This is a genomic window from Pseudonocardia sp. MH-G8 (assembly GCF_002262885.1).
GTDB lineage: Bacteria > Actinomycetota > Actinomycetes > Mycobacteriales > Pseudonocardiaceae > Pseudonocardia.
Map to the genome: position 1 here is coordinate 208,782 of NZ_NKYF01000013.1, position 26,458 is coordinate 235,239.

General features: G+C 70.8%; 20 protein-coding genes. 6 read left to right on the top strand and 14 right to left on the bottom strand.

Translation table 11 applies throughout. The features are described from left to right. Nucleotides 1-434: 434 nt before the first annotated feature. Nucleotides 435-1,256: a glucose-1-phosphate cytidylyltransferase gene (locus tag CFP66_RS26840; protein WP_094927979.1), complete on the bottom strand. Its 822-nt coding sequence runs from the start codon at nt 1,254-1,256 to the stop codon at nt 435-437. A 122-nt stretch (nt 1,257-1,378) separates the two neighbouring features. Then, nucleotides 1,379-2,806, bottom strand: coding sequence for a polysaccharide pyruvyl transferase family protein (locus CFP66_RS26845; protein WP_369805167.1), 1,428 nt, complete (start codon nt 2,804-2,806; stop codon nt 1,379-1,381). Nucleotides 2,807-3,002: 196 nt separating this feature from the next. Here CFP66_RS26845 and CFP66_RS26850 point away from each other — a divergent pair, with 196 nt between their 5' ends. Then, on the top strand, nt 3,003-4,559 hold the full coding sequence (locus CFP66_RS26850; RefSeq protein WP_158228228.1) for an oligosaccharide flippase family protein: 1,557 nt from the start codon (nt 3,003-3,005) through the stop codon (nt 4,557-4,559). Here CFP66_RS26850 and CFP66_RS26855 read toward each other — a convergent pair. The 10 genes from CFP66_RS26855 to CFP66_RS26900 all read right to left on the bottom strand — a co-directional run bounded on the left by CFP66_RS26855 (nt 4,538) and on the right by CFP66_RS26900 (nt 19,642). Further along, complete coding sequence (locus CFP66_RS26855) at nt 4,538-5,674, bottom strand: glycosyltransferase family 2 protein (protein ID WP_094927934.1); 1,137 nt, start codon at nt 5,672-5,674, stop codon at nt 4,538-4,540. The two genes, CFP66_RS26850 and CFP66_RS26855, sit on opposite strands and share 22 nt — an antisense overlap. Then, the gene (locus tag CFP66_RS26860) at nt 5,623-6,552 is read right to left on the bottom strand and encodes a polysaccharide lyase (RefSeq protein ID WP_158228230.1); all 930 of its coding nucleotides are present in this window, start codon (nt 6,550-6,552) and stop codon (nt 5,623-5,625) included. Before CFP66_RS26860 ends, CFP66_RS26855 begins: the two co-directional genes overlap by 52 nt. Then, nucleotides 6,435-8,561: an alginate lyase family protein gene (locus CFP66_RS26865; RefSeq protein ID WP_094927936.1), complete on the bottom strand. Its 2,127-nt coding sequence runs from the start codon at nt 8,559-8,561 to the stop codon at nt 6,435-6,437. The genes CFP66_RS26860 and CFP66_RS26865 overlap by 118 nt, the downstream gene beginning before the upstream one ends. Before the next feature lie 2 nt (nt 8,562-8,563). Then, nucleotides 8,564-9,790 (bottom strand): glycosyltransferase family 4 protein, encoded by a 1,227-nt coding sequence (locus CFP66_RS26870; protein WP_094927937.1) that lies wholly within the window; start codon nt 9,788-9,790, stop codon nt 8,564-8,566. Beyond that, a complete protein-coding gene (locus tag CFP66_RS26875) occupies nt 9,787-12,084 on the bottom strand; it encodes a glycosyltransferase (protein ID WP_198961688.1) in 2,298 nt (765 codons plus the stop codon). The genes CFP66_RS26870 and CFP66_RS26875 overlap by 4 nt, the downstream gene beginning before the upstream one ends. Next, nucleotides 12,081-13,130 carry a glycosyltransferase family 4 protein gene (locus tag CFP66_RS26880; RefSeq protein ID WP_094927982.1) on the bottom strand — a complete coding sequence of 350 codons (1,050 nt, stop codon included), beginning with the start codon at nt 13,128-13,130 and terminating at the stop codon, nt 12,081-12,083. Before CFP66_RS26880 ends, CFP66_RS26875 begins: the two co-directional genes overlap by 4 nt. Before the next feature lie 59 nt (nt 13,131-13,189). Next, complete coding sequence (locus CFP66_RS26885; protein ID WP_094927938.1) at nt 13,190-14,647, bottom strand: O-antigen ligase; 1,458 nt, start codon at nt 14,645-14,647, stop codon at nt 13,190-13,192. Nucleotides 14,648-14,706: 59 nt separating this feature from the next. Further along, on the bottom strand, nt 14,707-16,395 hold the full coding sequence (locus tag CFP66_RS26890) for a hypothetical protein (protein ID WP_143517392.1): 1,689 nt from the start codon (nt 16,393-16,395) through the stop codon (nt 14,707-14,709). Nucleotides 16,396-16,525: 130 nt separating this feature from the next. Next, nucleotides 16,526-17,896, bottom strand: coding sequence for a sugar transferase (locus tag CFP66_RS26895; RefSeq protein WP_233159741.1), 1,371 nt, complete (start codon nt 17,894-17,896; stop codon nt 16,526-16,528). A 339-nt stretch (nt 17,897-18,235) separates the two neighbouring features. Then, nucleotides 18,236-19,642 carry a sugar transferase gene (locus tag CFP66_RS26900; protein WP_233159742.1) on the bottom strand — a complete coding sequence of 469 codons (1,407 nt, stop codon included), beginning with the start codon at nt 19,640-19,642 and terminating at the stop codon, nt 18,236-18,238. 238 nt (nt 19,643-19,880) lie between these two features. Here CFP66_RS26900 and CFP66_RS26905 point away from each other — a divergent pair, with 238 nt between their 5' ends. Then, on the top strand, nt 19,881-20,861 hold the full coding sequence (locus tag CFP66_RS26905; protein ID WP_094927942.1) for a polysaccharide deacetylase family protein: 981 nt from the start codon (nt 19,881-19,883) through the stop codon (nt 20,859-20,861). After that, complete coding sequence (locus tag CFP66_RS26910) at nt 20,858-21,973, top strand: GNAT family N-acetyltransferase (RefSeq protein ID WP_094927943.1); 1,116 nt, start codon at nt 20,858-20,860, stop codon at nt 21,971-21,973. Before CFP66_RS26905 ends, CFP66_RS26910 begins: the two co-directional genes overlap by 4 nt. Before the next feature lie 92 nt (nt 21,974-22,065). Here the strand turns inward: CFP66_RS26910 and CFP66_RS26915 are convergent, their stop codons facing one another. Further along, nucleotides 22,066-22,815 carry a GAF domain-containing protein gene (locus tag CFP66_RS26915; protein ID WP_094927944.1) on the bottom strand — a complete coding sequence of 250 codons (750 nt, stop codon included), beginning with the start codon at nt 22,813-22,815 and terminating at the stop codon, nt 22,066-22,068. A gap of 182 nt (nt 22,816-22,997) precedes the next feature. On the opposite strand from CFP66_RS26915, the gene CFP66_RS26920 reads away from it, so the two are divergent. The 3 genes from CFP66_RS26920 to CFP66_RS26930 are packed head-to-tail and all read left to right on the top strand — an operon-like array spanning nt 22,998 to nt 25,251. Beyond that, a complete protein-coding gene (locus CFP66_RS26920) occupies nt 22,998-23,390 on the top strand; it encodes a GntR family transcriptional regulator (protein ID WP_094927945.1) in 393 nt (130 codons plus the stop codon). After that, a complete protein-coding gene (locus CFP66_RS26925) occupies nt 23,387-24,250 on the top strand; it encodes an ATP-binding cassette domain-containing protein (protein WP_094927946.1) in 864 nt (287 codons plus the stop codon). The genes CFP66_RS26920 and CFP66_RS26925 overlap by 4 nt, the downstream gene beginning before the upstream one ends. Continuing rightward, nucleotides 24,247-25,251, top strand: coding sequence for a hypothetical protein (locus CFP66_RS26930; RefSeq protein WP_094927947.1), 1,005 nt, complete (start codon nt 24,247-24,249; stop codon nt 25,249-25,251). Before CFP66_RS26925 ends, CFP66_RS26930 begins: the two co-directional genes overlap by 4 nt. 47 nt (nt 25,252-25,298) lie before the next feature. On the opposite strand, the gene CFP66_RS48635 is transcribed toward CFP66_RS26930, so the two are convergent. After that, on the bottom strand, nt 25,299-26,458 hold a 1,160-nt coding region (locus tag CFP66_RS48635; RefSeq protein ID WP_198961689.1), incomplete at its 5' end, for an HNH endonuclease signature motif containing protein.

Below are 26,458 nucleotides of genomic sequence, written 5' to 3' on the forward strand. Positions count from 1 at the left end.
TTTCGTGAGACGTTCGAGTGGCCGGGTGCCCCCGACCGGCAGACGTGCGGACGTGCTTCTGATCAGCCACCGTGGGCGAGAGCCCGCCGGCACGGGTGGGGAAGTCGATGAAGGCGTCTCCGCGGGCCGTCCCCACCGGCGCGTGCGTAGGCGGTTCCTTCGATCTGATCAGCCAAGATCATGGTGTCTCCTCGCGGGCGGGCCGCCCCCTCACGGCCCCAGGTTCGATTTCTCGTCCGACCCCCGAGGAGCGTTTCCCGGCGCCGCGTTCCGTCATCCATTCGGCCCTCACGCCGTTGCACACAGCGACGAAAATGTAGGAGGCATCGCTCGAACAGGCGAAGAAGCGCAGACGTGTCTTCCCATCCGGCGTACAGCGGAGTAGCGGTACGCCGAGACCTTCGCTCTAGCCGGTGGGCTCCGCCCAGGGGGCGTCAGCCCGCGGTCGGGCCGGGCGCCGCCACGGGGACCTCGGGGTGGGAGCCGTCGCGCCACGGCATCCACGGCGTCCGACCCGCCTGGTACATCGCCTCGAGCGCGACGCGTTCCTTCACGGTGTCGGCCGGCTGCCAGAAGCCCTGGTACGGGTAGGCGCCCAGCCGCCCCTCCTTGGCCAGCACGGCGCAGGCGTCCGCGACGAGGTCACCGTTCTCCGGCAGGTAGTCGAACACCTCCTGGCGCAGCACCAGGTACCCGCCGTTCTCCTGCAGCCGCAGGTCCTTGAGCGCGGTGATCGCCTCCACGCGCCGGTCCTCGCCCACCTCCACCACGTGGAAGGCCGCCTGCGGGGGAACGGCCAGCAGTTGGCCCACCGCGTCCGGGGTGGCGGCGAACTGGGCGATCATCGCGTCGATCGGGGCATCGGTGAGGACGTCGGCGTAATTGGCGAGGAACATCTCCTCGCCCGCGACGTATTCGCGGACGCGACGGAGCCGTTCGCCGATCGGCGAGTCCTGGCCGGTGTCGACGAAGGTGATGCGCCAGTCGGCGATGTCGCTGCGGAGCATCTCGATCTGACCGTTGTGCAGCACGAAGTCGTTCGACGCCGATTCCTGGTAGTCGAGGAAGAACTGTTTGATGTGGTGCCCGCCGTAGCCGAGGCACAGCACGAAGTCGGTGTGCCCGTAGTGGGCGTAGTAGCGCATGACGTGCCACAGCAACGGGCGCGGGCCCACCGTCACCATCGGCTTGGGCGTGTCCGAGGCCCCGTCACGCATCCGCATTCCGTAACCGCCGCAGAACAGCACGACCTTCATCTGCTGCACCCCCTCGACGTCGGGACCGGCTGGTCCGTGACCGATATCCGTCTACTCGGCCCGTCCGGCGAACCCGTTACCCGCAGTGGTGTAGCGCCCCGCACCTCACGGGAGGTCGCATCTCACTGCTCGAACAGCACGAACGGCGGACCGCTTGCGTGGCCGTCAATCTCCGGGGCGGTCGGTCGTGACTGCCCCTCGTCGACGAGTGCGACGACCCGGTCGAACGCCTCATTGCTCAGGTCGACCTGAGTCGCCGCGGACTCGCGCAGGCGCAACCGGACCTCAGGTGCACGCTGCCACGCCGATCGAGCCGCGGCCGCCACCCGCTCCTCGAGGTCGGCATCGTCGAGGCGGAGGAGTTCCACGCAGTTCCCGCCGAACATCGCGTCCAGGCCGAGGAGCTTGTCGTCGTAGTAGCGCGAGGACGACAACCCGACGACGGGAATGCCTTGCGCCAGCGCGAACACCGCCAGGTGGTAGGCGCCCGTCACGAGGATCCGGCACTCCCCGACTCGGCGAGCGACGTCCAGTGGAGTCACGAACCGACCCTGGACGGGCGCCACGTCCGGGTAACCCGCGACGAGCGGCAAGGTGGAACGCCGGTCCTCCGACTGGTGCTCGGAGATGATGAGCGGGACCAGCCGGGCACCGGCCGCTCCCGCCACCGACCGGACGGCCCGGCCGACAGCCTCCTGCGCCCGCGAGGCGACCGGCGAGTACTCCGCAACCCGCAGGCACACCCCGAGACTCGCGCCCATCTCCTCGCGCCTGATCGAGTACGCGAGTGCGATCGCATCGTCCCCCGTGACGACCACACGGTCGGCGGGAACGCCGAAGCCGGCAAGGAGGCCCGGCCCGGCCCGGCCCTCCCGCAGCGCGATCACATCGACCGCGGGCAGCACCTTGCCGGCCCGGGCGACGAGCGATTCCGCAGTCAGAGGGCCGAACCCCTGTCCGATCATGGCTGTGGGCGTGCCTCGTTCGACCGCGGACTGCAAGAGGTCGAGCGTGCAGTGGAACTGCCACGGGTCGATGTCGTTCATGTATCCGCCGCCGACCGCGAGGACGAGCGAGGCCCCCCGCAAGGCGCTCGCGACCGCCGGTCGTGTCGCGATGTCGCGTCGATCGGCGTCCGCACCGGACTCCTCGACGGGGGCAGCAACCTGTTCAGCGACAGACCTCGTGCGGATTCGTCTGGCTGCGCCCCACAGGAAGTCACGGGCACGGAGGGAGCCGACCGAACCCACGCCGGCGATGCTCGGCCCGAGGCGTGATCCCACGGCGGACAGCGGCTGGGCGATCCAGCGGGGCAACCGGCCGTCCGACACCGGGTGCACGTCGGGGTGGTAGGCGCGCAGAAGCGTCGGCGCGCTGGTCATCACGTGCAGCGATGCATCCGGCCAGTGGTCACGGAGCCGGCGCAGCGTCACGGAGAGCATCGCAAGATCCCCGACGTTGCGCATCCAGTGCTCGCCGTCCTGAACCAGTACCCGAATGGGCGTATCGTCCTGTTCACCGCGATGACCAGTACCCGTTGTTCTCATCATCGGACTCCCGTCGAACAGATCGTCGGCCCACCGGCGCGGCGCTCGCGCGATAACTCGTTCGGAGGATGCGAACGGTTAGCGGGTTGCTCCGCGTGACGTACGCATAGTGGCCCTGCTAACACCTGGGGCTCGCGTCGCGACCACTCCCTGGGACGGCAACGTCCACCACGACGATCGACACCCATCGAGGGAGCAGGTGGACAGCCCGCAGCCGAGCAGCACGGACATCCAGGCACCGGCATCACAGCTGCGGAAGAAGCTCACCCGCGTCGCAACCGCATCGGCGGCGGCGCAGGCCGTCACGCAGACGGTGTCCCTCCTGCAGACCGTCGTTCTCGCACGCCTGCTCACGCCGGCCGAGGTCGGCCTCTTCGCGGCCGGGACCGTCCTCACCGCGCTCCTCGTCGAGTTCTCCGAAGGAGGCCTGCGGGCGGCGCTGGTGAACCGGGACCGCGATGTCGACGCCGCGGCCGAGACAGTGTTCTGGGCCACCTTGGTCAGCGGTGTGCTCATGAGCCTCGGGGCGCTCGCCGCGGCCCCGCTGATCGGCATCGTCTTCGACGACGGGACGGCGGGGCTCGTCGCGGCAGCCTCCGCGGGTGGCCTCCTGCTCTACTCACTGACCAACGTCCCGGAGGCCTTCCTGCAGCGCGAGTTCAGCGTGCGGCGGAGCACCGTCGTCGCTCCCATCGTCTCGCTGAGCTTCGCCGCCGTGTCCATCCTCTTCGCCGTCCTGGACTTCGGCGTGTGGAGCCTCGTGATCGGCACGTACGCGTCGTCGGGGGCGCTGCTCGTGGCCGTGTGGCTACTGGCCGGGTGGCGCCCGGGCACGGCGAAGCCGTCCGTGCGGCTCTGGCGGGAACTCGCGCGCTACGGCTTCCCGCTGCTGGTCGACCGCACCGCCTCGCAGATCCGGACCACGACCGAGCCGGTGGTGATCGGCCGTCTCCTCGACACCGCGGCGCTCGGCTTCTACCGCTACGGCCTGCGGATCGCCCGGCTGCCGGTCGATGTCATGATCAGAGTAGTTGCTTACGCCCTCTTCCCTGCGTTCTCCCGCATCGCCGCCGAGCCTGCGCGCCTCCGTCCGAACTTCCTGAAGGCCCTGCGGTGGGTCACGTTCTGCGCCGCACCGGTGTCCGGCCTCATGGTCGCGATCGGCGAGCCCGCTGCGGTCGTCGTGCTTGGCGAACCGTGGCGCGCCGCCGGGACCGTCCTCGTAGCCATGGCCGGGCTCGGCATCGGTAAGGCGCTCGCGTCGGTCAGTGAGGAGGCGATCAAGGGCTGTGGCCGGACGGCGCTCATCAACCGGGCGACCGCAGTCGAGTTCGTCCTCGGACTGGGTCTGTTGGTCCTGGTCGTACCGTTCGGCCTGGTCGGTGTCGGGCTTGCGGTCTCGCTGACCGCGCTCGTCGTCGGCATCTTCTGCCTCGTCCTGGCGCGCCCGGTCGTGGGTGTCAGATCGATGGAGATCGTCCGCGCGACGCTGCCATCGGTGCTGGCCAGCCTGGCAGCGACGGCGACCACCGCGGCTCTCGAGCACCTCGTCCTGCACTCGGACAGCCGAGCAACGGTTACGGCAGTCGCTTTCCTCGCGCTGGATGGGCTCGCGTTCCTCCTCGTGTACGTCGCAGTGCTAGCCGCCATGGCGCCTTCGATGGTCGCGACGCTCGCCCGCTCGGTGGTTGCCGCGGCTCGGCGAGCCGGGCCCGGTAGCGGGGACCGGAGGGATCAGCGCTCGCGCACGGTATGACGGTCGGCGAGGGCGGCCACACGCGCCACGACCCGTGAGGCACCCCGGCTGACCCGGTGCTTGAGCGGGCGGATCACTCGCAAGGCGCCCGGAGCGACGGACACCCCGACGAGGACGACTGCGCCCCGCATCGTGCGACGCTGCGAGAAGGCCGCGCGGGACGCACGACGCGCACCCGCCACATCGCCGTTGACGAACGCCCACCGGGCCCGGCGCAACGCCTGCTCGTACCGAAAGCCCCGAATCCGTTCGGCGAGCACCGAGAGAATCGCGGGATCACCGGACTCGAGGGCGGCTCCACTGTAAACACGCTCACACGCCGATTCGAACGCTTCGACGCCGCTCGGGTCACGTGAGGCCGAATCCCCTCGCAGCCGGTATCGCGTCAGCCGCTCGGGCAGAACGCGGACGTCGTGCCCGGACACGATCAGACGCAGGTAGAGCGCGATGTCCTCGACGAGGTCGGTACCGGGGGCGTAACCACCCGCGGCCAGCCAGGCGTCGCGTCGGAACACCGCGAAATACGGGATCACGTCGTGCTCGCCGATCATGTCGGCGAGCGTCAGCCGGTGCTCCAGACCCAGGCGTTTGCGGAGGAACGAGTTGGCGAGGTCGTGCTCCTCGCCATCCCGGAACACCCGCGCGTCACAGGAGAGGACGTCGATCTCGCTCCGGCTGTCGAGCACCTCCGCCATCCGTCGGCAGAACGCCGGCGTCAGCATGTCGTCGCTGTCGAGCGGCACCAGGTACTGCCCCGTCGAAGCGTCGACGGCCGTGGCCATGCCGCCGATCAGCCCGCTGTTCTGCTGCCGGATGAGCCGGATCCGGGGATCGTCCCGGTACCGATCGACGATGGCAGCTATCGCGTCCGACGGCCCGTTGTCGACGATGATGAGCTCCCAGTCCGCCAGCGTCTGGCCCACGACCGAGTCGATCGTGTCTGCGAGGTAGGCCTCGCAGCGGTACGCCGAACACAAGATGCTGAAGGCGGGTTGTCCGCGCGCCACGGCATCCTGGTCGGCGTCGAGCGCCGGGATCGGCGCACCGGACTGCGGTCGGGCCATCACGGCTGCGCCTCTCGCCCGACCGCGCCCCGCGAGGTACCGATCCGCCATTCGTCGAACACGATCCGGCCCACGGAGTCGATGCTGCGATCGCGGTAGTAACCCATCTTCACGGAACTGCGCGCCGAGCCATCATCTGGGTTCGTGTACATCGTGCCGGTCTCCGGCGCGAAACGGGGCAGGGCGAGCTGCCCGTCGCGCCACACCTCGACGTACCCGACGTCCGGATCGGGCGAGAACTTCACGTGCAGGAGCCAGTCGTGCCATCGGCCGGTGACGGCATCTCCGACGGGCTTGCTGAAGACCTGAGGCCCATCCGGGTGGCCGTAGCCCCCCTCGATCAGGAAGGCGCCGTCCTGCACGCTCAGCTCGAGGGGCGGCGAGCCGTCGAAGTTCTGCTTGAACTGCATGATCGTCTGAAACTCCGAGTACGTCGTCGGGAACCCTTCGGCCAGGAACGTCGAGAAGGCGAACCAGAGATCGTCCCCGGGCACCATCTCCCGGAACTTGGGTTCGATCTCGTTCCGAGACCCGCAGCAGATGCCTTCGTCGGGCGCGGTCGTTCCCACGATCGACAGTTCGACCGCGTACCGGCCGCCGCGCACCGGTTCCTCGACGATCTCCGGCGGGCTCCCGCCCACGCGGTTCCACGGGGTGTCCATGAACTGGGAGAGATCGCCCGTCTCCAGGTCTCCCGTCCAGAGGAGCATCTCGGACTGCTGCGCGTCCGGGGCCGGGCCGCAGGCGATCAGCAGCCCCAGCGCGAGCAGCGCGGATCCCGATCTGCAGGCCCGCGGAACGAACCACCGCATCAGGTCCGCGCAGGAAGGTCGCAGGAGACGGCGCCAGGAGTGTTCGGATCGACTCTGACCACGGGTCGAGTCTTTCCATCGATCCACGCCACTTCTACCCCGTTCGCTTCCTCCCACACGATCGAGAGTTCCTCCACCCGAGCTTCCCGGTCGGTCGCGATGGTGAGGACCGTGGCCACCGCCACCGGACAGTCGATGTCCTCGACGAGCGTTCCGATGAGCCATGCCGGAGTCCGCGACTCGAACCGGTGGGACCACCACCCGAGTCCGTCCTCACCGCCCCGCACCCGGTACGGATGGGCCGGAGCCGTGCTCGCACTCGCGACGTGCAGCACCGGCTCACCGTCCCGCACGACGACGCGCACGTTGCCGTGCTCTTCGACGTCGAGCTCCGGATGCAACGGCCAACTGGTCCGGATGCGGTGCCGACCGGCTCCCTCCAACAGGTCGAGGACGAGCGTCCACTCCCGGTCCGGCGGAGCCACGAGGTACCGGCGGTGCACCACCGGGGCGGCGAGCCTGCGGTAGCCGTCGTGCTCGGCCTCCACGAGCCCTCGCTCCAGGTCCACCGCTCGGATGGTCGTCGCGGCGTGCCGCGTCCACAGGAAGGGGCCGCCTGCGACCGACTGGTCGAGATCATCGACGGCGACGGTGGCGTGCATCCGGGTGCTCCGGAAGGCACGCCGCCAACCCGGCTCGGCGTAGTAGCTGCCGGTGCCCGGATCTCCGACCAGCTCTCGTCCACCGGAGGCCACGGTGACGGCGAGCGCATCGGCGTGCCCGTGGGCAGCCAGGGAGAGGTAGCCGAGGGGCCCGACGTCCATCATGGTCCGGCTCGCCGACCTACGCAGGACCGCGACCCCGCCGTGCGGGGCGTACCAGCTCCCGGTCCTCGGGGCCCGTGCCTGCGCAACGACGCCCGGCCCCACCAGCCATCGCGCCGCCAGATCGGCGGGCGCGGCGACCGAGCCGCCCGTGACCGCACTGACGGCCGCGAGGTGCGGTCCGAGCGCGGCGACCGGCTCCGGATGCAGCCGGAAGGCGAACCCACCGTCTTCGTCGCCGTACCGCGGGAACGGGTCGCCGTCGCCGACGAGGTCGGAGAGGTAGCCCGCGCTGCGCAAGACGGCCGCGAGGATGGGCGCAGGCGGCTCATCACCTCGCAGCCGCACGAGAGCGGCGGGCAGGAGCAGCAGCTGTGAACTGAAGATCAGGTAGGACGAGGACTGTTCGGCTCCCGCGCCGTCGGGCAGGATCTGCCTGTCGGCCTCCTGTGCCAGGGCGGCGAGGGCGTCGTGCTCCCATCGCTGGGCCCCCGCCAGCTCGGGGAACAGGATCCCGACGGTCGCCGCACCGGCCAACTCGCCGAGGAGGTGGTTGTTGGCGGAGCTGAACCGGGACCGGTCCTGCCAACAGAGGTGGGCGCTCTCGGCCAGCACGGTCACGATCCGCCGGTAGCGCTCGGGGGTCATCGCCCGCGCCTGTCGGAGACCCTGCACCGCGATCGCGACCGAGATCGCGCGCAGTCCCGCCTCGAATCCCCCGCGCCACGCGATCCCACGCCCGGTGGGGTTCTGGTCGAGCCAATCGTCGAGCTGGCCGAGCGCACCCTCCGCGTAGGTGTCGTCACCGGTGAACAACCACGCCTGGGCGAGCCACGGCAAGTGCTGCAACCGGTTGAGCTCCCAGATCCACTTGGCGTCGCCCGGGTGAGTGCGGTGGTCGATGCGTGAGGCCGGCTTGTCCGGCCACCGGCGGCCCGTGCGCGGGTCGAGGTTCCAGTCGACGGGACCCGGGTACGGGACCGCGCTCTGGCCGAAGAATCCGAACCTGCCCTCGAGCACCGCATCCGCAGCGCGGACGACGCCGTCGACCTCGGCGGGCATCTCGCGCGCGATGGCGCGAGCGCGGCGCTGATCGAGCAGGACAGGTCGCTTCGTGGCGTCACGGAAACTCTGGAACGCCCGCTCCCAGCCCGGCCGGCTCGGATCCTCCAGCACGCGGCATCCGCGGCCACGGGGAGCGAGCGTCCGCGCCGTCCCACCCGCCGCCGTCGCGATCCGCCACAGGACCTCTCGGGACTCCATCATCCGGGCGCGCGCCACGTACCAGCCCAGCCTGCCCATCGTCAGCGTGCTCCCTCGTGATCCTGGTCCGCCGTCGGGGCGAGCCGTGCGTAGAACGCGGTCAGCTCCCGTTCCGAGTTCGCCCACGACAGCTCGCCGACGACCCGGGACCGCCCCAGCTCACCCATCCGTGCGCGCCGGGCCGGGTCACCGAGGAGCTCGTCGATCAGCTTCGCGAAGGCGAGCTCGTCGTCGGCCGTTGCGTAGGCGGCAGCACTTCCGGCCGAGACCCTCGCCTCGAGGAGGTCGAACGAGACGATCGGACGCCCGATCGCCATGTACTCGACGATCTTGTTCATCGTGGACACGTCGTTGAGCGGGGTCTTCGGATCGGGCGCGAGGCACACGTCGGCCGTCGACAGACAGCGCTGCACGAACTCGTCCGGGACCCGGCCGGTGAACTCCACGCAGCTGTCGAGATCGAGTCCGGCGCACAGTCTGCGCATGTCGTCGAAGGCGTCGCCGTGTCCCATGAAGATCGTGTGCAGATCGTCGCGCCCGAGGTCGTGGCGCAGGTGCGCCAGCGCCCGCAACGCGTAGTCGATGCCGTCCTGCGGCCCCATCACACCGAGGTAGGCAGCGAGGTAGCGCTTGCCGCGACGCAGCTCGGGATCAGGATCGCGCGCGGTGAACCGGTCCAGGCGCGGCGCGCTGCGCACCACCCGCACCCGCTCCGGGTCCATGCGTCCGCGCGCGATCGCCACCTGCCGGTAGCTCTCGTTCGTGCTGATGACGCCGTCCGCGACGGCGAAGGTGAGCCGCTCGCACGCCATGGCGGACCGCAACAGCCACCGGCCGCCGTTCGGGAACCGGGACCGGAACAGCTCGGGAACGAGGTCGTGCTGGTCGTAGACGAACCGCGCACCGAGGAGCTTGAGCGGTAGGACTGCCGGCAGCAATAGGTCCGGCGGGTTGCACGCGTGCACGACATCGATCCGCCCGCTCCGGCGCACGCGCAGCGCCAGGCGCAGGGTGTGCCACAACGCGAGGCCGTACTCGCGCACGTAGCCGGCTGGGCCCCCGGTGGCCGCCCGCAGCGGGTACCGCAGGATCCGCACGCCGTCGAGGAGCACCTCCCGCTCCTCGTCGCGGCCGAGGCCCATCGGACAGATCACTACGACGTCGTAGCCGGCACCCACCAGCGCCTGGCTCTCCTGCCAGACCCGCCGGTCGAAGGGGACCGACAAATTCTCGACGAGGACGAGCACCCGCGGCCTGCTCGCGTTCATCGGGGTACCAGGTCCACGAGCAGCTGCTGGAAGCCCTGCACGGTGCGTTCTATGGAGCACTCACGTTCGGCCCGCGCCCTGGCCCGGAGGCCCATGGTCTGCCGGAGGTCGGGATCGGCGATCAACTCGGCGAGCCGCCCGGCCAGTGCCACGGCGTCGCCGACCGGCACGATGAACCCCTCTCGCGAGTCGGCGACCATGTCGCGCACGGCACCGCAGTCGGTGGCGACCACGGGCACGCCCGCAGCCATGGATTCCAGGACGGCCAGGGGGGCTCCCTCGTGCACCGAGGACAAGCAGGAGACGTCGAAGCCCGGCAGCAACTGCGCGACGTCGCTGCGCAGTCCGGTGAACAGCACCCGGTCGGCGATGCCGAGGTGGTCGACCAGTGCGCGCACGGCGCCTTCCTCCGGGCCGTCACCGACGACGACGAGTCGGAGCCGGGGATGCGCCGGGGTGAGCGACGCGATCGCGCGGAGCAGGACGTGGTGCGCCTTCTGCGGCCTGAGCACCGCGACGATCCCGACCACGAAGTCCGCGGGATCGAGGCCGAGACGCTCACGCGCCGCGGTCCGGTCGGCCGGGGCCGGGGCCGGGGGGACCTCGACGCCGTTGGGAATCACGACCTCGCGGATGCGCCGCCATGGGAACCGACCGACGCCCTCCTCGTCGTGCAGGTAACGGCCCTGGCTGGGCGCCAGGAGCACCAACGCGTGCGACAAGAACAGCGTCTCCACGACCGTCCTGGGCAGGACCCGCTTCCCCACGCTCCGGAGATCCATGTCGTGTGCCGCGACGACGTTCGCCGGCACCCGAGCGAACCGCGCCGCGATCCGGCCCAGCAGCAGGGCGGCCCGGTGGTAATGGGTGACCAGAACCACGTCCGTCCCGGCCGCCCGGAACGAGCGCACCAACCGGACGAGGGTGCTCGGGTCGAAGCGCCCACGCCGCCCCAGGGACTCGACCACCACCCCGGCCGCCTCGAAATCGCTCCTCATCGCACCGGCCTCCCGTAGGCAGACCAGCCGTGGCTCGACCACGGATCGATCGATGTGCCGGCACAGGTCGAGCAACAGATTCTCCGCGCCGCCCACCGTGACCTCGTCCTGAACGATGCTCAGCCGCAGCGGGCGGGCCGGGTGCTCCCGCCCCGCGGTACGCAGCAGTGTGGACTCCGCGACGCGGACGGACCGTTCGAGGGTGAAGCGTTCCTCGACCCGTCGCCGTGCGGCCCGGCCCATCTCCGCTGCCGGTTCGGGGTCGCGGAGCAGCTTGATCAGCGCCTCCGCCATGGCGCGGGGATCGCGAGGCGGGACGAGCCGCCCGGTGGTTCCGTCGTCGATCATCTCCGGCACGCCGCCGACGTCCGTGCCGACGACGGGCAGCCCGCAGGCCATGGCCTCCAGGACCGCCAGCGGGAAGCACTCCGTGTAGGAGCTGAGCAGGACGACGTCCACCACCGCGAGCAGGGGCGCGACGTCCGAGCGCGCGCCGGCGAAGACGACGCTGCGCGCGATCCCCAGCTCCTCGGCGAGCTGCTCGAGCGCGCCCCGGGCCGGCCCATCGCCGATCAGCACCAGCCGCGCATCCGGGATCTCGTCGAGGACCGTCCGCATGGCGTGGAGCGCGGTGCTGTGGTCCTTCTCCGGGCGCAGGACCGCGAGGATCCCGATCGTCGGGCCCGTCGGGGAGATCCCCAACTCGCGCGCGACGCGCGCGCGTTCACCGGGGGGCGGAGGGCGGAACCGCGCCGGGTCCACGCCGTTCTCGATGACTTCGATCTTGCTCTCGGGGAAGCCGAGCTGGTCGACGAGGTAACCGCGCTGGACCTCCGCGACGCCGTAATAGGCGCTTGTCACCGCGTCGAGGAGCCGGTACACGACGCGGCGGACCGGGCTGCGCGGTGTGATGTCGCTGGAGTTGTGCACCCAGACGACGGATCGGGGCACCCGGGTGAGGGCGGCGGCGATCCGCCCGAGGGTGTCCGCGTTGTACCCGCGCGTGATCACGACGTCGGGCCGTTCTCTGCGCATGATCCGGATGAGGCCGAGCAGCGCGCGGAGGCGGCGGTACCTGCTGTGCAGGGCACGACCGGGAACGCCCTGGCGGGTCAGCGTGGTGAACAGAGCGCCCTCGTCGCCGATGCAGACCACGGAAACCGTGAACCGGGCCGGATCGAGCGCGGGCGCCAGCGTCACGACGTGCCGCTCGGCGCCCCCGGTCCCCAGGTCGGGTACGACGAACAGGATCCGCAGTGGATCCGAGCGCCCCAGATCCTCGCCCAGCACCTTCACGACTCGATCACCTCCCGGTAGAGTGCGTCCAACCGCCGCCACACGACATCGACGTCGAACTGCGCCAGCACCCGTCGGCGCGCCTCGGCGCCGAGGCGCTCGCGGAGCTCTCGATCACCCAGCACGCGGTTCAGGGCGTCGGCCAGAAGATCGGGGTCGTCAGGCGGCACGAGTAGTCCGGACCGGGTGTCCTCGACGAGCTCCGGGATCCCGCCGACCCCGCTCGCCACGACGCAGACGCCTCGCGCCATGGCCTCGAGGACGGCCATCGGCTGTCCCTCGTGCCGCGAAGGCAGCACGAGGACGTCGGCGGCTTCGAGGAGCGCAGCCGCCTCGGCAGGCGACAACCAGTCCTGAACCCGCGCCGACCGTTCGATTCCGAGAGCCACGACCGATCGGCGCGCCTCCGTCACACCACCGTCACCCGCGAGGGTCAGGTGCACCGGCACGGGCCCGTCCCAGCCTGCAACGAGCTTCGCCCAGGCGCGCAACAGGCAGAAAGCGCCCTTGCGTTCGCCGATCGCGCCGAGGAACACCACCTGTAGTGCGTCGCCGGCACGAGGCGCCACCGACTCTGGCACGACGACGGCGTTCGGCACGACCTCGACACGCGCGCCGGGCGCGATCCGGCTGATGCGCTCCGCCCACCGTTCCCCCAGCGTCAGCACCACGGCAGCGTGCGTGAGCACGCCGCGCACGACGAGGCGCAGCGGCGCCGGCAACCGGTCGTGGAACTCGTCGAACCGCGATCCGTGGACGTGCACGAGCGCCGGTACGTGGAAGGCGCGCGCGATCCAGAACAACACGGCCTTGCGGACGAAGCTCCCGTGCGAAGACATGTGCAGGTGGACGAGGTCGGGGCGGGCGACCAGGAGGGCGCGCAGGTACAGGAGTGCCGCCCGGGCGAAAGTGAGGACCTTCCAGGCCCGGCTCCCGTCCCCGTGGGTGGCGATGTGCTCGATCCCCCAGCGTGCCCAGAGCGGCGTCGCACGGATGGTCCGCACGTAGGTAGCGATGCCCCCGCGGGTCTCGAGGCCGGTGGACACGCAGAGCACCCGGCTGGGCGGCGCTGGGACCGCGGTGCCGCCCGTAGCGCTGTGATGGCTCACACCGCCACCCCGTCGCGTCGCTCGGCCGGGCTTCCCGTCCGCGTCCCGGCCCCGTTCGTGGAGGCGCCGACGGCGGCCCCCGCGAGGAGGAACACCAGCAGGTTGACGAAGTCGTTGTAACGCAGGTCGACGGTCAGGCCGGTACCCGACCAGACAACCAGGGCGATCAGGGCGAGCACTCCGATGGTCCGTCCGTCCATGCCGGTCGCGGGCAACCGGCGGAAGGCCCGCACGACCTGGACCAGGAGGAGGACAAGAACGGCGAGCCACAGCGCGAGCCCGATCAGCCCCAGCTCGACCGCGATGCCGAGCTCGTTCTCGTGGGAGGAGTACCCGTACCCGCGCTCCCAGCTGATGTCACTGGCCCACTGCTGGTGGTGGTGGGTGTTGACCTGAGCGAACCTCCCGAGCCCCCAGCCGGCCAACGGCTTCTCCCCGATCGCCCACATCGACGTCGTGATCATGTTGAGCCGGTCGTGGATCTCGGAAGGCGACCCCAGGCCACCCGACGCCCGGTCCGCGCTGGTGATCGTCGCCCATTCGGCCGCGACGAACGCCGCCGCCGCGACCAGGATCGCGACGAAGACCGCCCGCGCGCCACGCGCGATGACGGCGCACATCACGAGGGCCAGCCCGAATACGATCAACACCGCTCGTGTGTGCGTGAGGTAGATGCCGACGGCGCACATCGGCGCCACCAGGCCGGACAGCACCCGGTGCCAGGTCCTCAGCGACCGGTCCGCGGCGAGCAGCACGGCGGCGACGAACCCTGCGGACATGACCAGCCCGTTCACGACCGGCTGGTCGAAGACCCCGACGGCACGCTCCGGCCAGCTGGGGGCCTCGACGATGTACCGCGGCCAGACCAGCGCCTCCGGACCGGTGAACTGCAGGATGCTGACCAGCGCCGAGTAGGCCGCGAACCCGAGGAGGCCGATGACCAGCACGCGGATCTGCGTTGCGCTTCGGAAGAAGGCCTTGCCCGCGATGTAGCCGACGAACGGGAAGACGGTTCCCATCAGGATGAACCGGTACAGGACGATCGGTTCCCCGGTGCCCGGGATCACCGCCGGGAAGACATGCTCCCCCATCGCCGACGCGACGTTCCAGAGCAGATAGGCGACCATCACCGCTTCCAGCGGGCCGAAGCGCAAGCGTGCCGTGCCACTCATGCCGGCCAGACCCGCCGATACGACGAGCGCGGCGAACAGGAGGATCATCGGCTCGGCCGGGAGGCCGTCGAAGTGGATCGCCAGTCGCAGGAACGACGCCACCAGCAGCAGGACGATCGTGACCAGCGGCGAGCGGAGCAAGATGCCACCGGCTGCACACGCCATCGCGACGAGCAGCACGCCTGTCGGGCCCGGAACCGGGCCTGCGTACATGACACCGCCCATCAGGACGCATCCGATGACGACGGCCGCCACGATCCGCCCGCGGTCGGCACCGTCCACCGGCGGCAAGAACGGGACGGCACGCGGCCTTGGCCTGCTACCTACCGGAACCGGCGCGCTCAGCCCTGCCACGTTCCGTCCCTCGACGCGTCCGGATCGACCGACGCACCTGACCCAGCGGTGGCCATCGCCTCCCGGGGGTACGGGCTCGGACGTTCCGTCGCCGACGTGCCGTCCCGGGCGTTGCTGCCGGCCCCGCCGGTCTCGGCCCCGTTGATCTCGGCCCCGCCGGTCTCGGCCCCGCCGGTCTCGGCCCCGTTGATCTCGGCGCCGTTGATCTCGGCGCCGTCTGCCTCGACGTGGCGGGGCTCAGCGCCGTTGACCTCAGCGGAGCCCGGGACGAGGGCGCTGGGCGTCGCGGCGACGACCGCACGGGACCGGGTGACAGGGCTGGCAGGCCGTCGTTGCACGCGATCGATGACAACCCCGGCGACCTGCGCGTGCACGGACCTGAGCAGGACGACGGCCTCCTGCAGATCGTCGGAGCGCATCCGGGCGCCGTCGAGGACCAAGATCACCCCGTCGGCGGCCGCGCAGACCGATTGGCTCTCGGCGGCCTCCAACACCGGTGGGGCCTCGAGCACCACGAGGCCGGTGGTCTTCGCCGCCTCCTCGACGACTCGCGCGATCGAGTGGGGATCGGCGAGCGCGTACGGATCGGCATCGGGGGTCCCTGGGGGAAGGACACGCAGGCCGTCGGGGTAGCTGACGGCGGCGGCGAGAACGCTCATCCGGCCCTGCAGGACGTCAACGAGACCGTGCCCGTCCTCGTACCCACGCTCGGGACCCCTGAGGTCGGCCATCACGTGGAACGCCCCGCCCCGCCGCGACGACCACGCCGCCACCAGCTCGTCCACGAGTGCCGGGGCCCCCGGACTCCTGCGGACGGAGGCGACCGCGATCACCGGTGGCGTTCCGCCCTCGGTGAGCGACAGACCGTTGAGGAGGTTCCGCAGTCGGATCCGCGTCTCGCTATCCCGCCCGCGGCCCAGCTCGGCCAGGACCGGCAGTCCGACCGCATCCTGGACGTCGTCCGCCGTGCGGACGCGCCGGTCGAACAAGGACAGGACCAGGGCGATCAGGATGCCGACGAGCGCACCTCCGACGACGCCGGTGAGGACGTTGACCAGAGGGCTGGGAGCAGTACTGGTGATGCCAGGCTCGGGCTGGAGTTGCTTGATGTGGTTGGTGTTGTCTGCGAGGAACTCGGTGAGCCGACCCTGCAGCGATCTGATCTGGTCGAGGATCACGTTCTTCTCGACATCGGTGCGTTCGAGCGAGTTGAGGTCCTGGACGTTGCTGTCGATCTCTGCCTGCAGGTCGTCGGCGGCTTGCCGACGTTCGAGGACGAGGCTCTCCCGCACGTCCTCGCGGAACGCGTCCGCAGCGTCTGCCGCGGCGTCGCGGGCCACGCTCTCAGAGGGGCCGGTAGCCCGGATGTAGATGATGGGGCTGGATGCCCCCGTCTGCGCAGAAAGCGAAACCTCGTCGAGGATGCCCGTCTGAGCACGCAGGAGTTGCTGATAGCTGTCCTGGTTGAAGTAATCGACATAACCGAGGGCGAGTACGCCGTCCTGGTCCGGCGACCGCTGTTGCGATTGAGTGGTGAGAGCGGCGGTCGCGGTCCATGTCGTTGCGGCCGTCGTGACCGACCACAACGCCGCGAGGATGCCGCCGGCCACTGCCAGGGCGACAACCACTGCCCACCATCTGGCGGCGCGCATGGAGTACTTCCGGAGGGGGCTCATCGGCTGCCTTTGCTGAAGGTGCTGGAACGCCCCGTACTCCGGTCCGACTTGGAGACTGGGCGGGTTGCAGGTGTGTACTCGCGCTGCGTGCCCCGGCCATTACGCGCGGGGAAGGACTCCACGACCACGGTCAGTAGGCGCCGCGACCGCTGAACACGGCCCCGACGGTCCGGCGCAGGATCAACAGATCGAGTGCCGGCGTCCAGTTCTCGACGTACCGCAGGTCGAGGCGGACCGATTCGTCCCAGGACAAGTCGCTGCGACCGCTGATCTGCCACAGCCCGGTGAGTCCCGGTTTCACCAGCAGCCGGCGCCGAGCGTCGAATGCGTAGGTCGCCACCTCCTCGGGAAGCGGTGGACGCGGCCCGACGAGAGCCATCGCCCCGGTGAGAACGTTGAACAGTTGCGGAAGCTCGTCCAGCGAGTACCTGCGCAGCAACGCACCCGCGCGGGTCGCCCGCGGATCGGCCCTCGGCTCGAGCAGCGGGCCCGCATCGTAGTTCCGCTCGACGAGCGCGGGTCCCTGCTGCTCCGCGTCCACGACGACCGAGCGGAACTTGACCATCCGGAACTCACGGCCTCGCCGTCCGACGCGCGTCTGTCGAAACAGGACGGGCCCACCGTCGTCGATCTTGATCGCGACCGCGACCATCAGCAGGACGGGTGCCAGGATCACGATGAGCAGGACCGCCGCGATCCGGTCGTAGCAGTGCTTCACCATCCAGGACACGCCCGTGTATGTCGGGTTCGTCAGCCGCAGCAGCGGTAGGCCGTCCACCGGCTCGACGTGCAGCCGCGGACCGGCCACCTCCATGAGGCCGGGGTCCACGACGAGTTCGGCGCCGGTGTCCTCCAGACGCCAGGCGAGCTCGTGCAGGCGACGTGACGACCATCCCGGAGTCGCGGCGACCGCGACGACGTGGTGCTCTCCCCGGGACACCACCTCACCGACGGCGTCGAGGTCCCCGAGGACCGGCACCTCGTTGATCTGCTCGGCGCCATCGGGCCCGGTCCCGGTCGGTGTGCAGGCACCAGCCACGATCCATCCCGCGGCCACGTCGCGGCGGGTCCGGACGATGAGGTCCGCGACGGAGTCGGTCGTCCCGATCGCCAGCACCGGGACGAGGCAGCTGCCGCTGTTGCGCTGTCGGTGCAGGCGTGCGCGCAGCCCCAGGCGACCGGCTGCCGCGAGAACCGCCGCCAGCGGGATCAGCCCGAAGACCCACGGTCGAGCGGCGGTGGCGAGCATCGCCAAACCCAGCATGCCCAGCAGGACCGCGCTGGTCACCATTCCTTTGAGGACTCGGGCGAACTCCTCGGGACCCTGACCGAGCACCCGGACGTCCCACGCTCGCGCCGCGTACAGGCAGCTGAGGGTGAGGACCCCCGCGAGTACTCCCACGGCCGGGGTGACGTCGCCGAAGACCGGGACGGCCCTTCCCAACCCGAGCACGTTACCCACGACGACGGCGAGTGCCACGCTGACGACGTCCGACGTCATGACGTGCGCGCGGTAGCGGCGCTGCCACGCCGCGGGGCCAGCAGCACGAGCCGGGTCGGCACGACTGCGTCGTGGAGGTCGCTCCCGACCGCGGCGGAACGCCGACGGGTGGCCTCCGCGGTGCGGGCGCTTCACGCCGAGATCAGAAGTCACGTGTCCCCTCGTTCCTCCGCGTGCAGGAGCGGATGCCGCGGAAGGGTGAAACATGATGGTTGCCGCGAATGGGTCCTCGACCAGCGCTGGGCGCTGATGACGTCGCCCGCCCGGCGCGCCGTGTTACCGCGCAGTCAGCAGCCGGGTGACAGTCCGGCCGACAGTCCTCACTCGACAGGAGCACCGTCAGTACGCACCATCGCCCCGAAGCACTGCCCGGGCGGTCAAGACGAGGATGCGGGCGTCCAGCGCCAGGGTCCAGTTCTCGACGTAGCGCAGGTCGAGCCGCAGCGTTTCCTCCCAGGACAGATCGCTGCGCCCGCTGACCTGCCACAGACCGGTCATCCCCGGCTTGACCAGCAGCCGCCGCCTGGCCTCGGGCGCATAGCCGGCCACCTCCACCGGCAACGGGGGGCGCGGGCCCACGAGTGACATCGTCCCGCCCACGACGTTGAGCAGCTGAGGCAGCTCGTCGAGGGAGAACCGCCGGAGGGTACGACCGACGCAGGTGACCCGGGGATCGCTGCGCATCTTGAACATCGGGCCCGCACCCTCGTTGCTCTCCAGCAGTTCGGCGCGCAGTTCATCGCCGTTCGGTACCATCGACCGGAACTTGATCATTTTGAATTCCCGTCCGCCGACCCCTACCCGGGCCTGTCGGAAGAACACCGGTCCGCCGTCGAAGGCCACGGCCACCGCGACGACGAGCAGGACCGGCGCGAGGAGTACCAGCAGCAGCAGCGCGGCGATCCGGTCCAGCAATTCCTTGAGCAGACGCGAGGCCCCCGTGAACGTCGGGTGGGTCAGCCTCAGCAACGGAAGTCCGTCGAGGGAGTCGACGTGCAGCCGCGGTCCGGCCACCTCCATCAGACCGGGATCGACCACGAGCTCGGTTTCGCTGCCCTCCAAGTCCCAGGCCAACTGCTGCAGACGCCGCGGCGTCCATCCGGGCGCCTGTGCAACGCTGACGGCGTCGAACTGCCGACTGCGGCTGAGAACCGCAACAGCGTCGAGGTCGCCGACCACCGGCACCCCCGCGACCAGATGGCCGTCATCCGGACCACGACCGGTGGGGGTGCACGCGGCGACGACGGTCCAGCCCTCGTGAGGGGCGCGGCAGGTCTGGGCGACGAGTGCTCCGACGGATTCCTCCGTGCCAACGGCAAGTACGCGCGCCATCGCAGCACCGGCACGCCGGCGCCGGTGCAGTTCCCCGCGCAGGACGAGGCGGCCAGCCGTGGCGATCACACCCGCGATCGGGAGCACGCCGAACACCCATGGACGCCCGGCCGGCAGTTGGCTCGCGAGGCTGACGAGAGCGACGATCACGGCAGCACCGAGGAAGCCCCGCAGCACTCGGCTGAACTCCGCGGACCCGTGCCCGAACACCATCGGGTCCCAAGCCCTCGCGACCCCCAGGGCAGCGCCGGTGAGCACGAGCACGACCGCGCCTATGACGAGGACGACCTGGAGGGAGGCTTGACCCCATTGCGCGTAAAGCGCGGAGGAGACGGCCACGGCGAGCAGGTCCGAGACGACCGCACCCGTCCGGTACCAACGCTGCCATCGCGGGCCGGGCCGGCGTCGGTCCACCTGTGGCACCGGCGCCCGGTGCTCAGCAGGCGGCACGAGCGCAGGTCGGAGCGCGCCTTCGACGTCGAGGGCCTCGCTGCTCATGGACCGCTCCCCCCGGCAGATCTCCCCCGACCCGCCGTGAGATCGGCTCGACCGCGGACCTCCGAGCGTTAACAGGTCATCGGCAATCGGCGAGGACCCAGGCACGGGGCGGCCGGCGGGCCACCCCGTCCCGTCGATCGGAGCAGCATCCAAAATGACGCACGACAGCGGCGGCCGGCTCCTCGTCATCGGCTGGCACAACGTCGAGGGCACGTGGTGCTTCCCAGGCGCACGTGGAGCCGGGCTCCGCGGCCTTGCCCGACAACTGCGCACGCTGCAGGCAGTGGCCAACGTCGTGCCGCTGGCCGCAGCGCTGGCCGACCTCGCTTCAGGACGGCGGCTCCCCCCGCGGGCCGTGGCAATCACCTTCGACGACGGCTACCGGGACAACCTCACTCTCGCGGCACCGCTTCTGCGTGAACTGCGGCTGCCTGCCACCTGTTTCCTGGTGCCGGGCCTGTTGGACCGCACCGCGCGTGCGTGGTGGGAGGAATTGGCCTCTGCTGTGACGAACGCTCGGGCGCCCGAGATCGTCTGGGAGGAGCGCACACATTCCCTGCGCACCCCGGTGGAGCAGGCCGTTGCCACGCGCGCGCTGTCCGATCGTCTGAAGCAGCACGACTGCACCGTGCGTGAGACCGCCCTCGACGAGCTGACCGGCCTCCTCGATCCGGCGCGCGGCTACACCGTCGACGAGCACTTCATGGACTGGGACGAAGCGCTGAGGCTGCAGGAGCACATGGAGATCGGGTCCCACTCGCTGCGCCATGCGATCCTCTCCCGCGAGAGCACGCGGCAGCAGTATCTCGATTTGTGGACGGCGCGCAGGCAGCTGCAGGAGCGGCTCGGCGTCGAGGCCGCCGTATTGGCCTACCCGAACGGCACCGCCGTCGACTACGGGCCCACCACTCTCGCCGCCGCTGCTGCGGCGGGCCACGCGCACGCCGTCACGACGCGGCGCGGCGTCAATCGGCCGGCCACGCCGCGCTTCGAGGTGCGTCGAACGGTGATGGACCCGAGACGCGGCGTCCGCGACCTGCGAAAGCTCGTCCGGGATATCCTCAGAAGCAGCGACGGACCGCCTCCGGCCATGCCGTCCCGCTCGGCAGCGCCGCAGGTCGGGTCCGCGCCGTGAGGGGAAGCGTATCGCGAGGGGCACGCGGTCGACCGGTCCGTCCGGAGGAGCTCGGCGCGGCCGACGTCAGCCGGTGGCGGGAGCTCCAACACGCCGACCCGGCCCTGACGAACCCCTTCCTCGCGCCCGAGTACGCAATCGCCGTCGGAGCCGTGCGCCCGCAGGCGCGGGTTGCGGTCCTCGACGAGGGCTTCTTCGCGTTCGAGGACCACGGGACCGGTATCGGCCTGCCGCTCGGGGCCGGCCTGTCCGACCAGCAGGCGGTCATCGGGGGGAAGGACGTGGACGCCCGCGAGCTCGCGGCGCGGTGCGGGGTGCACGCGCAGTGGTTCGAGCACGTGCCCGAGCCGCTGTTGCCCGACGGTGTGAACCGTGTCGTTCGCTACCCGTCTCCGGTGATCGACCTGAGCGAGGGCTACGAGGCGTTCTTCGAGAGGCGCCGCCGAGCGTCGAAGAGTCTGGTACCGACGATGCAGCGCAAGCGGCGCAAGATGGAACGCGAGATCGGTCCGACCCGGTTCGTCTTCGCCTCGAATGATCGGGCTGTTCTGCGCGACGTGATGCGGTGGAAGTCGCAGCGGTACGCAGAACTGGGTGCATGGGACCGCTTCGCTGCCCCCTCGACGATCGCCTTGGTCGAGGCGCTGCACACGACCCAGGCCCCCGGGTGTTCGGGAACACTCTCGGTGCTCTACGCCGGGGACGAGGTGGCTGCCGCCCATTTCGGTCTGCGGTCGGAGCAGGTGTTGACCAGCTGGTTCCCCACCTACAATCCGGAATTCGGCCGGTATTCCCCCGGCCTGCTCCTGCACTTCCTCATGGCCGAGGCCGCAGCCGAGTGCGGGATGGTCGCCTTCGACCTCGGTGCCGGTGATCACGGCTATAAAGATGTGCTGCGGGCGTCGGAGGGCACCCTTGCCCGGGGATGGGCGTTCCGCGGATCGGCAGCCGGCATCGGCCGCCGGGTCGCGACCGCGCCGGGACACGGTATTCGGTCGCTTGCGCGCCGGTCTCCCCGAGTTCGGATGGCGATGCGCGGCGTGCGCGACAACGTCCGGGCCGCGGGAGCCCGGCTCGGGAGGAACGCGCATGTCGACTCGGGCGACGGGTGAACCTGCAGCTCTGGGCTCGGCTCACGGTGAGCGCTGCGCGGATCAGCGATGCACCTCGCGGCGCATCCTGGGCCGACCTGGGCGAAAGGAGATCAGGACCGTTCGGTCGGATCGTAGTGCGGCATTCTCGGCTGTTCTTCCTCCTCCCGCCGCCGGTGCCGGCGCCGGCCCTCCCCCTGCCGGGGCGCGGGAATCGCAGAAGGTGCCACCTCCGCCCGGCGCAACCCGCCCCGGCCGTCAACGCCGCGCCGGGCCGCCGGTACAGCGGGGAGCAGCTCGGTCACCACGTCTGCCGAACTCACCACGGCGGGCGGCGGCGCAGCCCGGGGCACCCTGATCGTCCGTAGCGCCCGCGCATCCACGAGCCGGGCAATGAGCACCTGCACCACCGTCCGCACCGCGTCGCCGTCGCGCGGGCCGACAGGCCGCCGCGCGTCCCCGAGCAGCTGCAGTGCCCCGAACCCGATGGGCCCGCTGCGTAGCGGCACGACCACCGAGCTCGTCCGCCCGGTCTCCGCAGCGACGGCGGCGAGCTCCGGGAGCCCGAGGCGGGTGAGGTCGGGGGTGTGCAGCGGTCGGCCGCTGCGGATCACGGCCGGCATGGGGCCGGTGCCCGCGCGCCGCTGGGCTTCCCCCATCCAGCCGGCCTGCGCGTCCGACGCCGCGACCGCCGGCTCCTCGTCGGAGGGCTCGGTGACCATCACCAGCGCCGCCGCCACGCCGAGCGCAGGCGGCAGAACCTCGCACAGCCGCCCGAGCTCGGCGCGCAGGTCCAGCTCGCCGGCACTGAGGCGCGCGAGGTGCAACGCGAGCGATGTCAGGGACGTATCGACCGCGGTCACCGCGGTGCCGCCCAGCAGGTACGAAACATGACGACTCCTCGGCCCGGCGGGTGGGGAGCGAGCCGGGCGTTCGATCAGGTGTCGCCCGACGACGCCGTCCCGTTACGCCGACGGGCCGGGCTTGACGGGGCGCCGTGCGCGCCACCAGTATTCCACTAAGACATTAGTTATTTGAGGTGGCGATGGACTTCCGGATCGAGCGCCGGTCGGGTGTGCCGACCTACCTGCAGATCGTCACGCAGGTCAGGCAGGCCCTGCGCCTGGGCACCCTGCGCCCCGGGGACCGGCTCCCGACGGCGAAGGCGGTGGTCGCGCAGACCGCCGTCAACGCCAACACCGTGCTCAAGGCCTACCGCGAGCTCGAACGGGACGGGCTCGTCGAGCCCCGTCCGGGCCTGGGCACCTTCGTCCTGCGGTCGCTGGCCCGACCGGATTCCGACGCCGACGTCCTGCTGCGGGCCGAGCTCGAGAAGTGGATGGCGCGGGCGGCCGCGGCCGGCCTCGACCGCGAGGACATCGATGCGCTGGTCACCGACGTGCGCGACCAGCAGTTCCCGAGGGGAGAACACGCATGACCGAGGCCCCCGTGCTGCGGGTGGACGGCGTGGGCAAGCAGTTCCGTGCGCGCTGGGCGCTGCGCGACTGCTCGCTCGAGCTGCCCCGCGGCCAGGTGTCCGCGCTGATCGGCCCGAACGGGGCCGGCAAGTCGACGCTCCTGATGCTCGTCACCGGGCTTCTCCGGCCCACCACGGGCACGATCGACGTCCTCGGCGAGGATCCGACCCGCACCGGCATGCCGACCGGAGCGAGCTTCATGGCCCAGCACAAGCCGCTGTACCGGACGTTCCGGGTCGCGGAGATGCTGCGCGCCGCCGCCACGCTCAACCGCCACGGGCGCTGGGACGCCGGGCACGCGGCGCGCCTCGTCGAGGAGGCGGGGATCGGGCCGCAGGAGCGCGTCCGGGAGCTCTCCGCCGGGCAGCGGGCGCGCGTCGCGCTCGCGATCGCGCTGGGGCGCCGTCCCGACCTGCTGCTGCTGGACGAGCCGCTCGCGGAGCTGGACCCGCTGGCCCGCAGGCAGGTGATGGGCACGCTGCTCGCGGAGGCCGCCGAGACCGGGATGACCGTGCTGATGTCCTCGCACGTGCTCGCCGACCTCGAGGACGCCTGCGACCACCTCGTGCTCCTGCGCCACGGCCGGGTGCGCCTCGCCGGCGACATCGACGCCCTGCTCGACGGGCACCGGCACCTGACCGGGCCCGCGGACGGGAACGCCGACCTCGCACATCCCGCGACCGTCCACACCACGACCGCGGGACGCCAGACCCGCGCGCTGGTCCGCGGCATGGACACCCCGCCGGGCTTCCGCGCGGAGCGCCCCGGACTCGACGACCTCGTCCTCGCGTACCTGCAGGAACCGGAGCGTGCCGCATGACATGGCTCGTCTGGCGCCGGCAACGTGCCGCCCTGCTGACGGCCGCGTCGCTGGTGGCCGTGTTCGCCGTCGTGCTCGTCGCCGCCCGCCACGACCTCGTGACCTTCCTGCGGGAGTACGGGGTCGACGAGGCCTGCTTCGAGACCGTGACGCCGGTGTGCCGCCAGCGGACCCCGTCGCCGTTTGCCGTCGACCTGCCCTGGGCCTACGGCCCGTTCTGGGGTTTGAGCCGCTCGGCGCTGCTGATCACGCCCCTCACGCTCGGACTGGTCGCCGGCGCCGGACTGTTCCGGCGCGAGCGCGACGAGGGCACCGATGTCCTCGCCCTCACGCAGAGCACCACGGTCACGCGGTGGTGGGCGACCGGCCTGCTGGTGGCCGGCATCCCCGTCGCCGTGCTCAGCGGCCTGCTCGGCGCCCTCGCCCAGTGGGCCTACGCACCGTTCTCGCTGATCGTCTACCCGTACAGCCCGCTCGAGAGCCCGCTCTTCGGCACCTCGGGGATCGTGCCGATCGCGTACACCCTGCTGGCGTTCACACTCGCGGCCGGCACCGGGCTCGTCGCCCGCGGGAGCCTGGCACCGGTCGTCGTCGCGGTCGTCGGATACAGCGTGGTGATGTTCGTGCTCACGGTCTACGCCCGGGAGCACTACCTGCCCGCCGTTGTCGTGCACCTGGAGGCGGACCCGGACGGCGAGTTCCCCCGCACCAGCGGCACGTGGGAGCTCGGGCGCCGCCTGCTCGACGACCAGGGGAACAGGCACCACCCCACCGAATGCGAGCCGACCGAACTCAGCGGCCAGTGCTACCAGCGGCTCGGCGTGACCGAAGCGGAGGTGCGCACCCAACCCGACAGCCGCTATTGGGCCTTCCAGCTCATCGAGACCGCGATCCTGCTGGCGCTGTCGGCCGTGCACCTGGCGCTCACCCACCCCCGGTTCGTCGCGCGGCTGCGGGAGAAGCCGAGGTTCGGGTTGAGCACCGCCGGCGGATCCCGGTGAGGGTGTTCACCCAACGCACGCCGTACTCGCTCGCGACCCGCTCCCGATCAGAAGGGGGGAGGGCCGGTTTCGCCGGAGGGTAGGGGTGGGTCGGTGGGTCTGCGTGCGAAGTAGTCGTCGTAGTCCTGTTGTGTCATTCGCGGGGGTGGTGGTGTCGGGTCCGGCCGGTTCCGGGGTGGTGTTGTGGGTGGGTCGGGGTCGGGGCGGTAGTCGTGGGGGTGGCTGTAGTAGCGGTGTCCGGTGGGGGTTCTCCATTGGATGCGGCCGTCGGGTAGTGCGCGGACTGTCCATCCGGGGGCGTGTTTCATGAGGTGGTCGTGTCCGCAGCAGCCGTTGAGGTTTTTGTCGTTGGTGGGGCCTTGGGGGAAGGGTTGGATGTGGTCGAGGTGGGAGTCGAGCATGCGGCGGCGGCAGATGGGGTTGCGGCAGTACACGTCGCGGGCTCGGACGAAGTCGGCGAGTCCGACTGGTGGTCGGTAGGTTTTTCGTCCGTGGTCGAGGACGGTGCCGGATAAGGGGTCATAGACCAGGCGTCGCAGGTTGGCGTCGGCGGCGATTCCGCGGGCCAGTTGTGCGGGGATGGGTCCGTGGCCGACCAGTTCGCAGGGTTGGTCGTCGGCGCCGATCAGTGTGGAGAACGGCATCAGTACTTGGACCAGGGGTTTGTTCGGGGTGACCGGCTTGGGTAGTAGTCCGCCGGCGTTGTTTCCCGGCGGGGAGCCACCGGCCCGGCTCTGCTCGTGCGCACCCCGGCCCGGGCTGCGGCGCTCGGGTGCAGCACCGTTGTGGTTGCCGCCCGTATCGGCCTCGCCGCTGCTGCCTTTGGTGTCGGAGCCGGATTCGGAGGCATCGGAGATGGCATCGGAGATGGCATCGGAGATGGCATCGGAGATGGCGTCGGGGTCGGCGGTGTCGTTCTCGTCGCGGTCACCGGTGTCGGCAGTGCCGGCGGCGGGGCTGGGACTGGCGTCGTCATCAGCAGCACCGGAGGCATCGGCGTCGCTGTCTGCATCGGCAGCAGTGGAGCAGGGGCTGGCCTCGTCGCCATCGTCAATGTCGTCGTCGATGTCGTCGTCGGCGTCAACGTCGTCGGCGTCATTGGTGTCGGTGGTGTGGGTGTTGTATGCGGCGTGTGTGAGGACTCCGGTCAGGAGTGCGACGACGAGGTCGGAGCGGCGGTTGTCGATTCCGCGGGGGTCGTGGCGGC

Coding starts and splice junctions, on each gene's coding strand:
- CFP66_RS26890 (WP_143517392.1), bottom strand. CDS start 16,395: ATGAGCCCCCTCCGGAAGTACTCCATGCGCGCCGCCAGATGGTGGGCA.
- CFP66_RS26840 (WP_094927979.1), bottom strand. CDS start 1,256: ATGAAGGTCGTGCTGTTCTGCGGCGGTTACGGAATGCGGATGCGTGAC.
- CFP66_RS26865 (WP_094927936.1), bottom strand. CDS start 8,561: ATGGGCAGGCTGGGCTGGTACGTGGCGCGCGCCCGGATGATGGAGTCC.
- CFP66_RS26920 (WP_094927945.1), top strand. CDS start 22,998: ATGGACTTCCGGATCGAGCGCCGGTCGGGTGTGCCGACCTACCTGCAG.
- CFP66_RS26930 (WP_094927947.1), top strand. CDS start 24,247: ATGACATGGCTCGTCTGGCGCCGGCAACGTGCCGCCCTGCTGACGGCC.
- CFP66_RS26855 (WP_094927934.1), bottom strand. CDS start 5,674: ATGGCGGATCGGTACCTCGCGGGGCGCGGTCGGGCGAGAGGCGCAGCC.
- CFP66_RS26870 (WP_094927937.1), bottom strand. CDS start 9,790: ATGAACGCGAGCAGGCCGCGGGTGCTCGTCCTCGTCGAGAATTTGTCG.
- CFP66_RS26905 (WP_094927942.1), top strand. CDS start 19,881: ATGACGCACGACAGCGGCGGCCGGCTCCTCGTCATCGGCTGGCACAAC.
- CFP66_RS26925 (WP_094927946.1), top strand. CDS start 23,387: ATGACCGAGGCCCCCGTGCTGCGGGTGGACGGCGTGGGCAAGCAGTTC.
- CFP66_RS26895 (WP_233159741.1), bottom strand. CDS start 17,896: ATGACGTCGGACGTCGTCAGCGTGGCACTCGCCGTCGTCGTGGGTAAC.
- CFP66_RS26845 (WP_369805167.1), bottom strand. CDS start 2,806: ATGATGAGAACAACGGGTACTGGTCATCGCGGTGAACAGGACGATACG.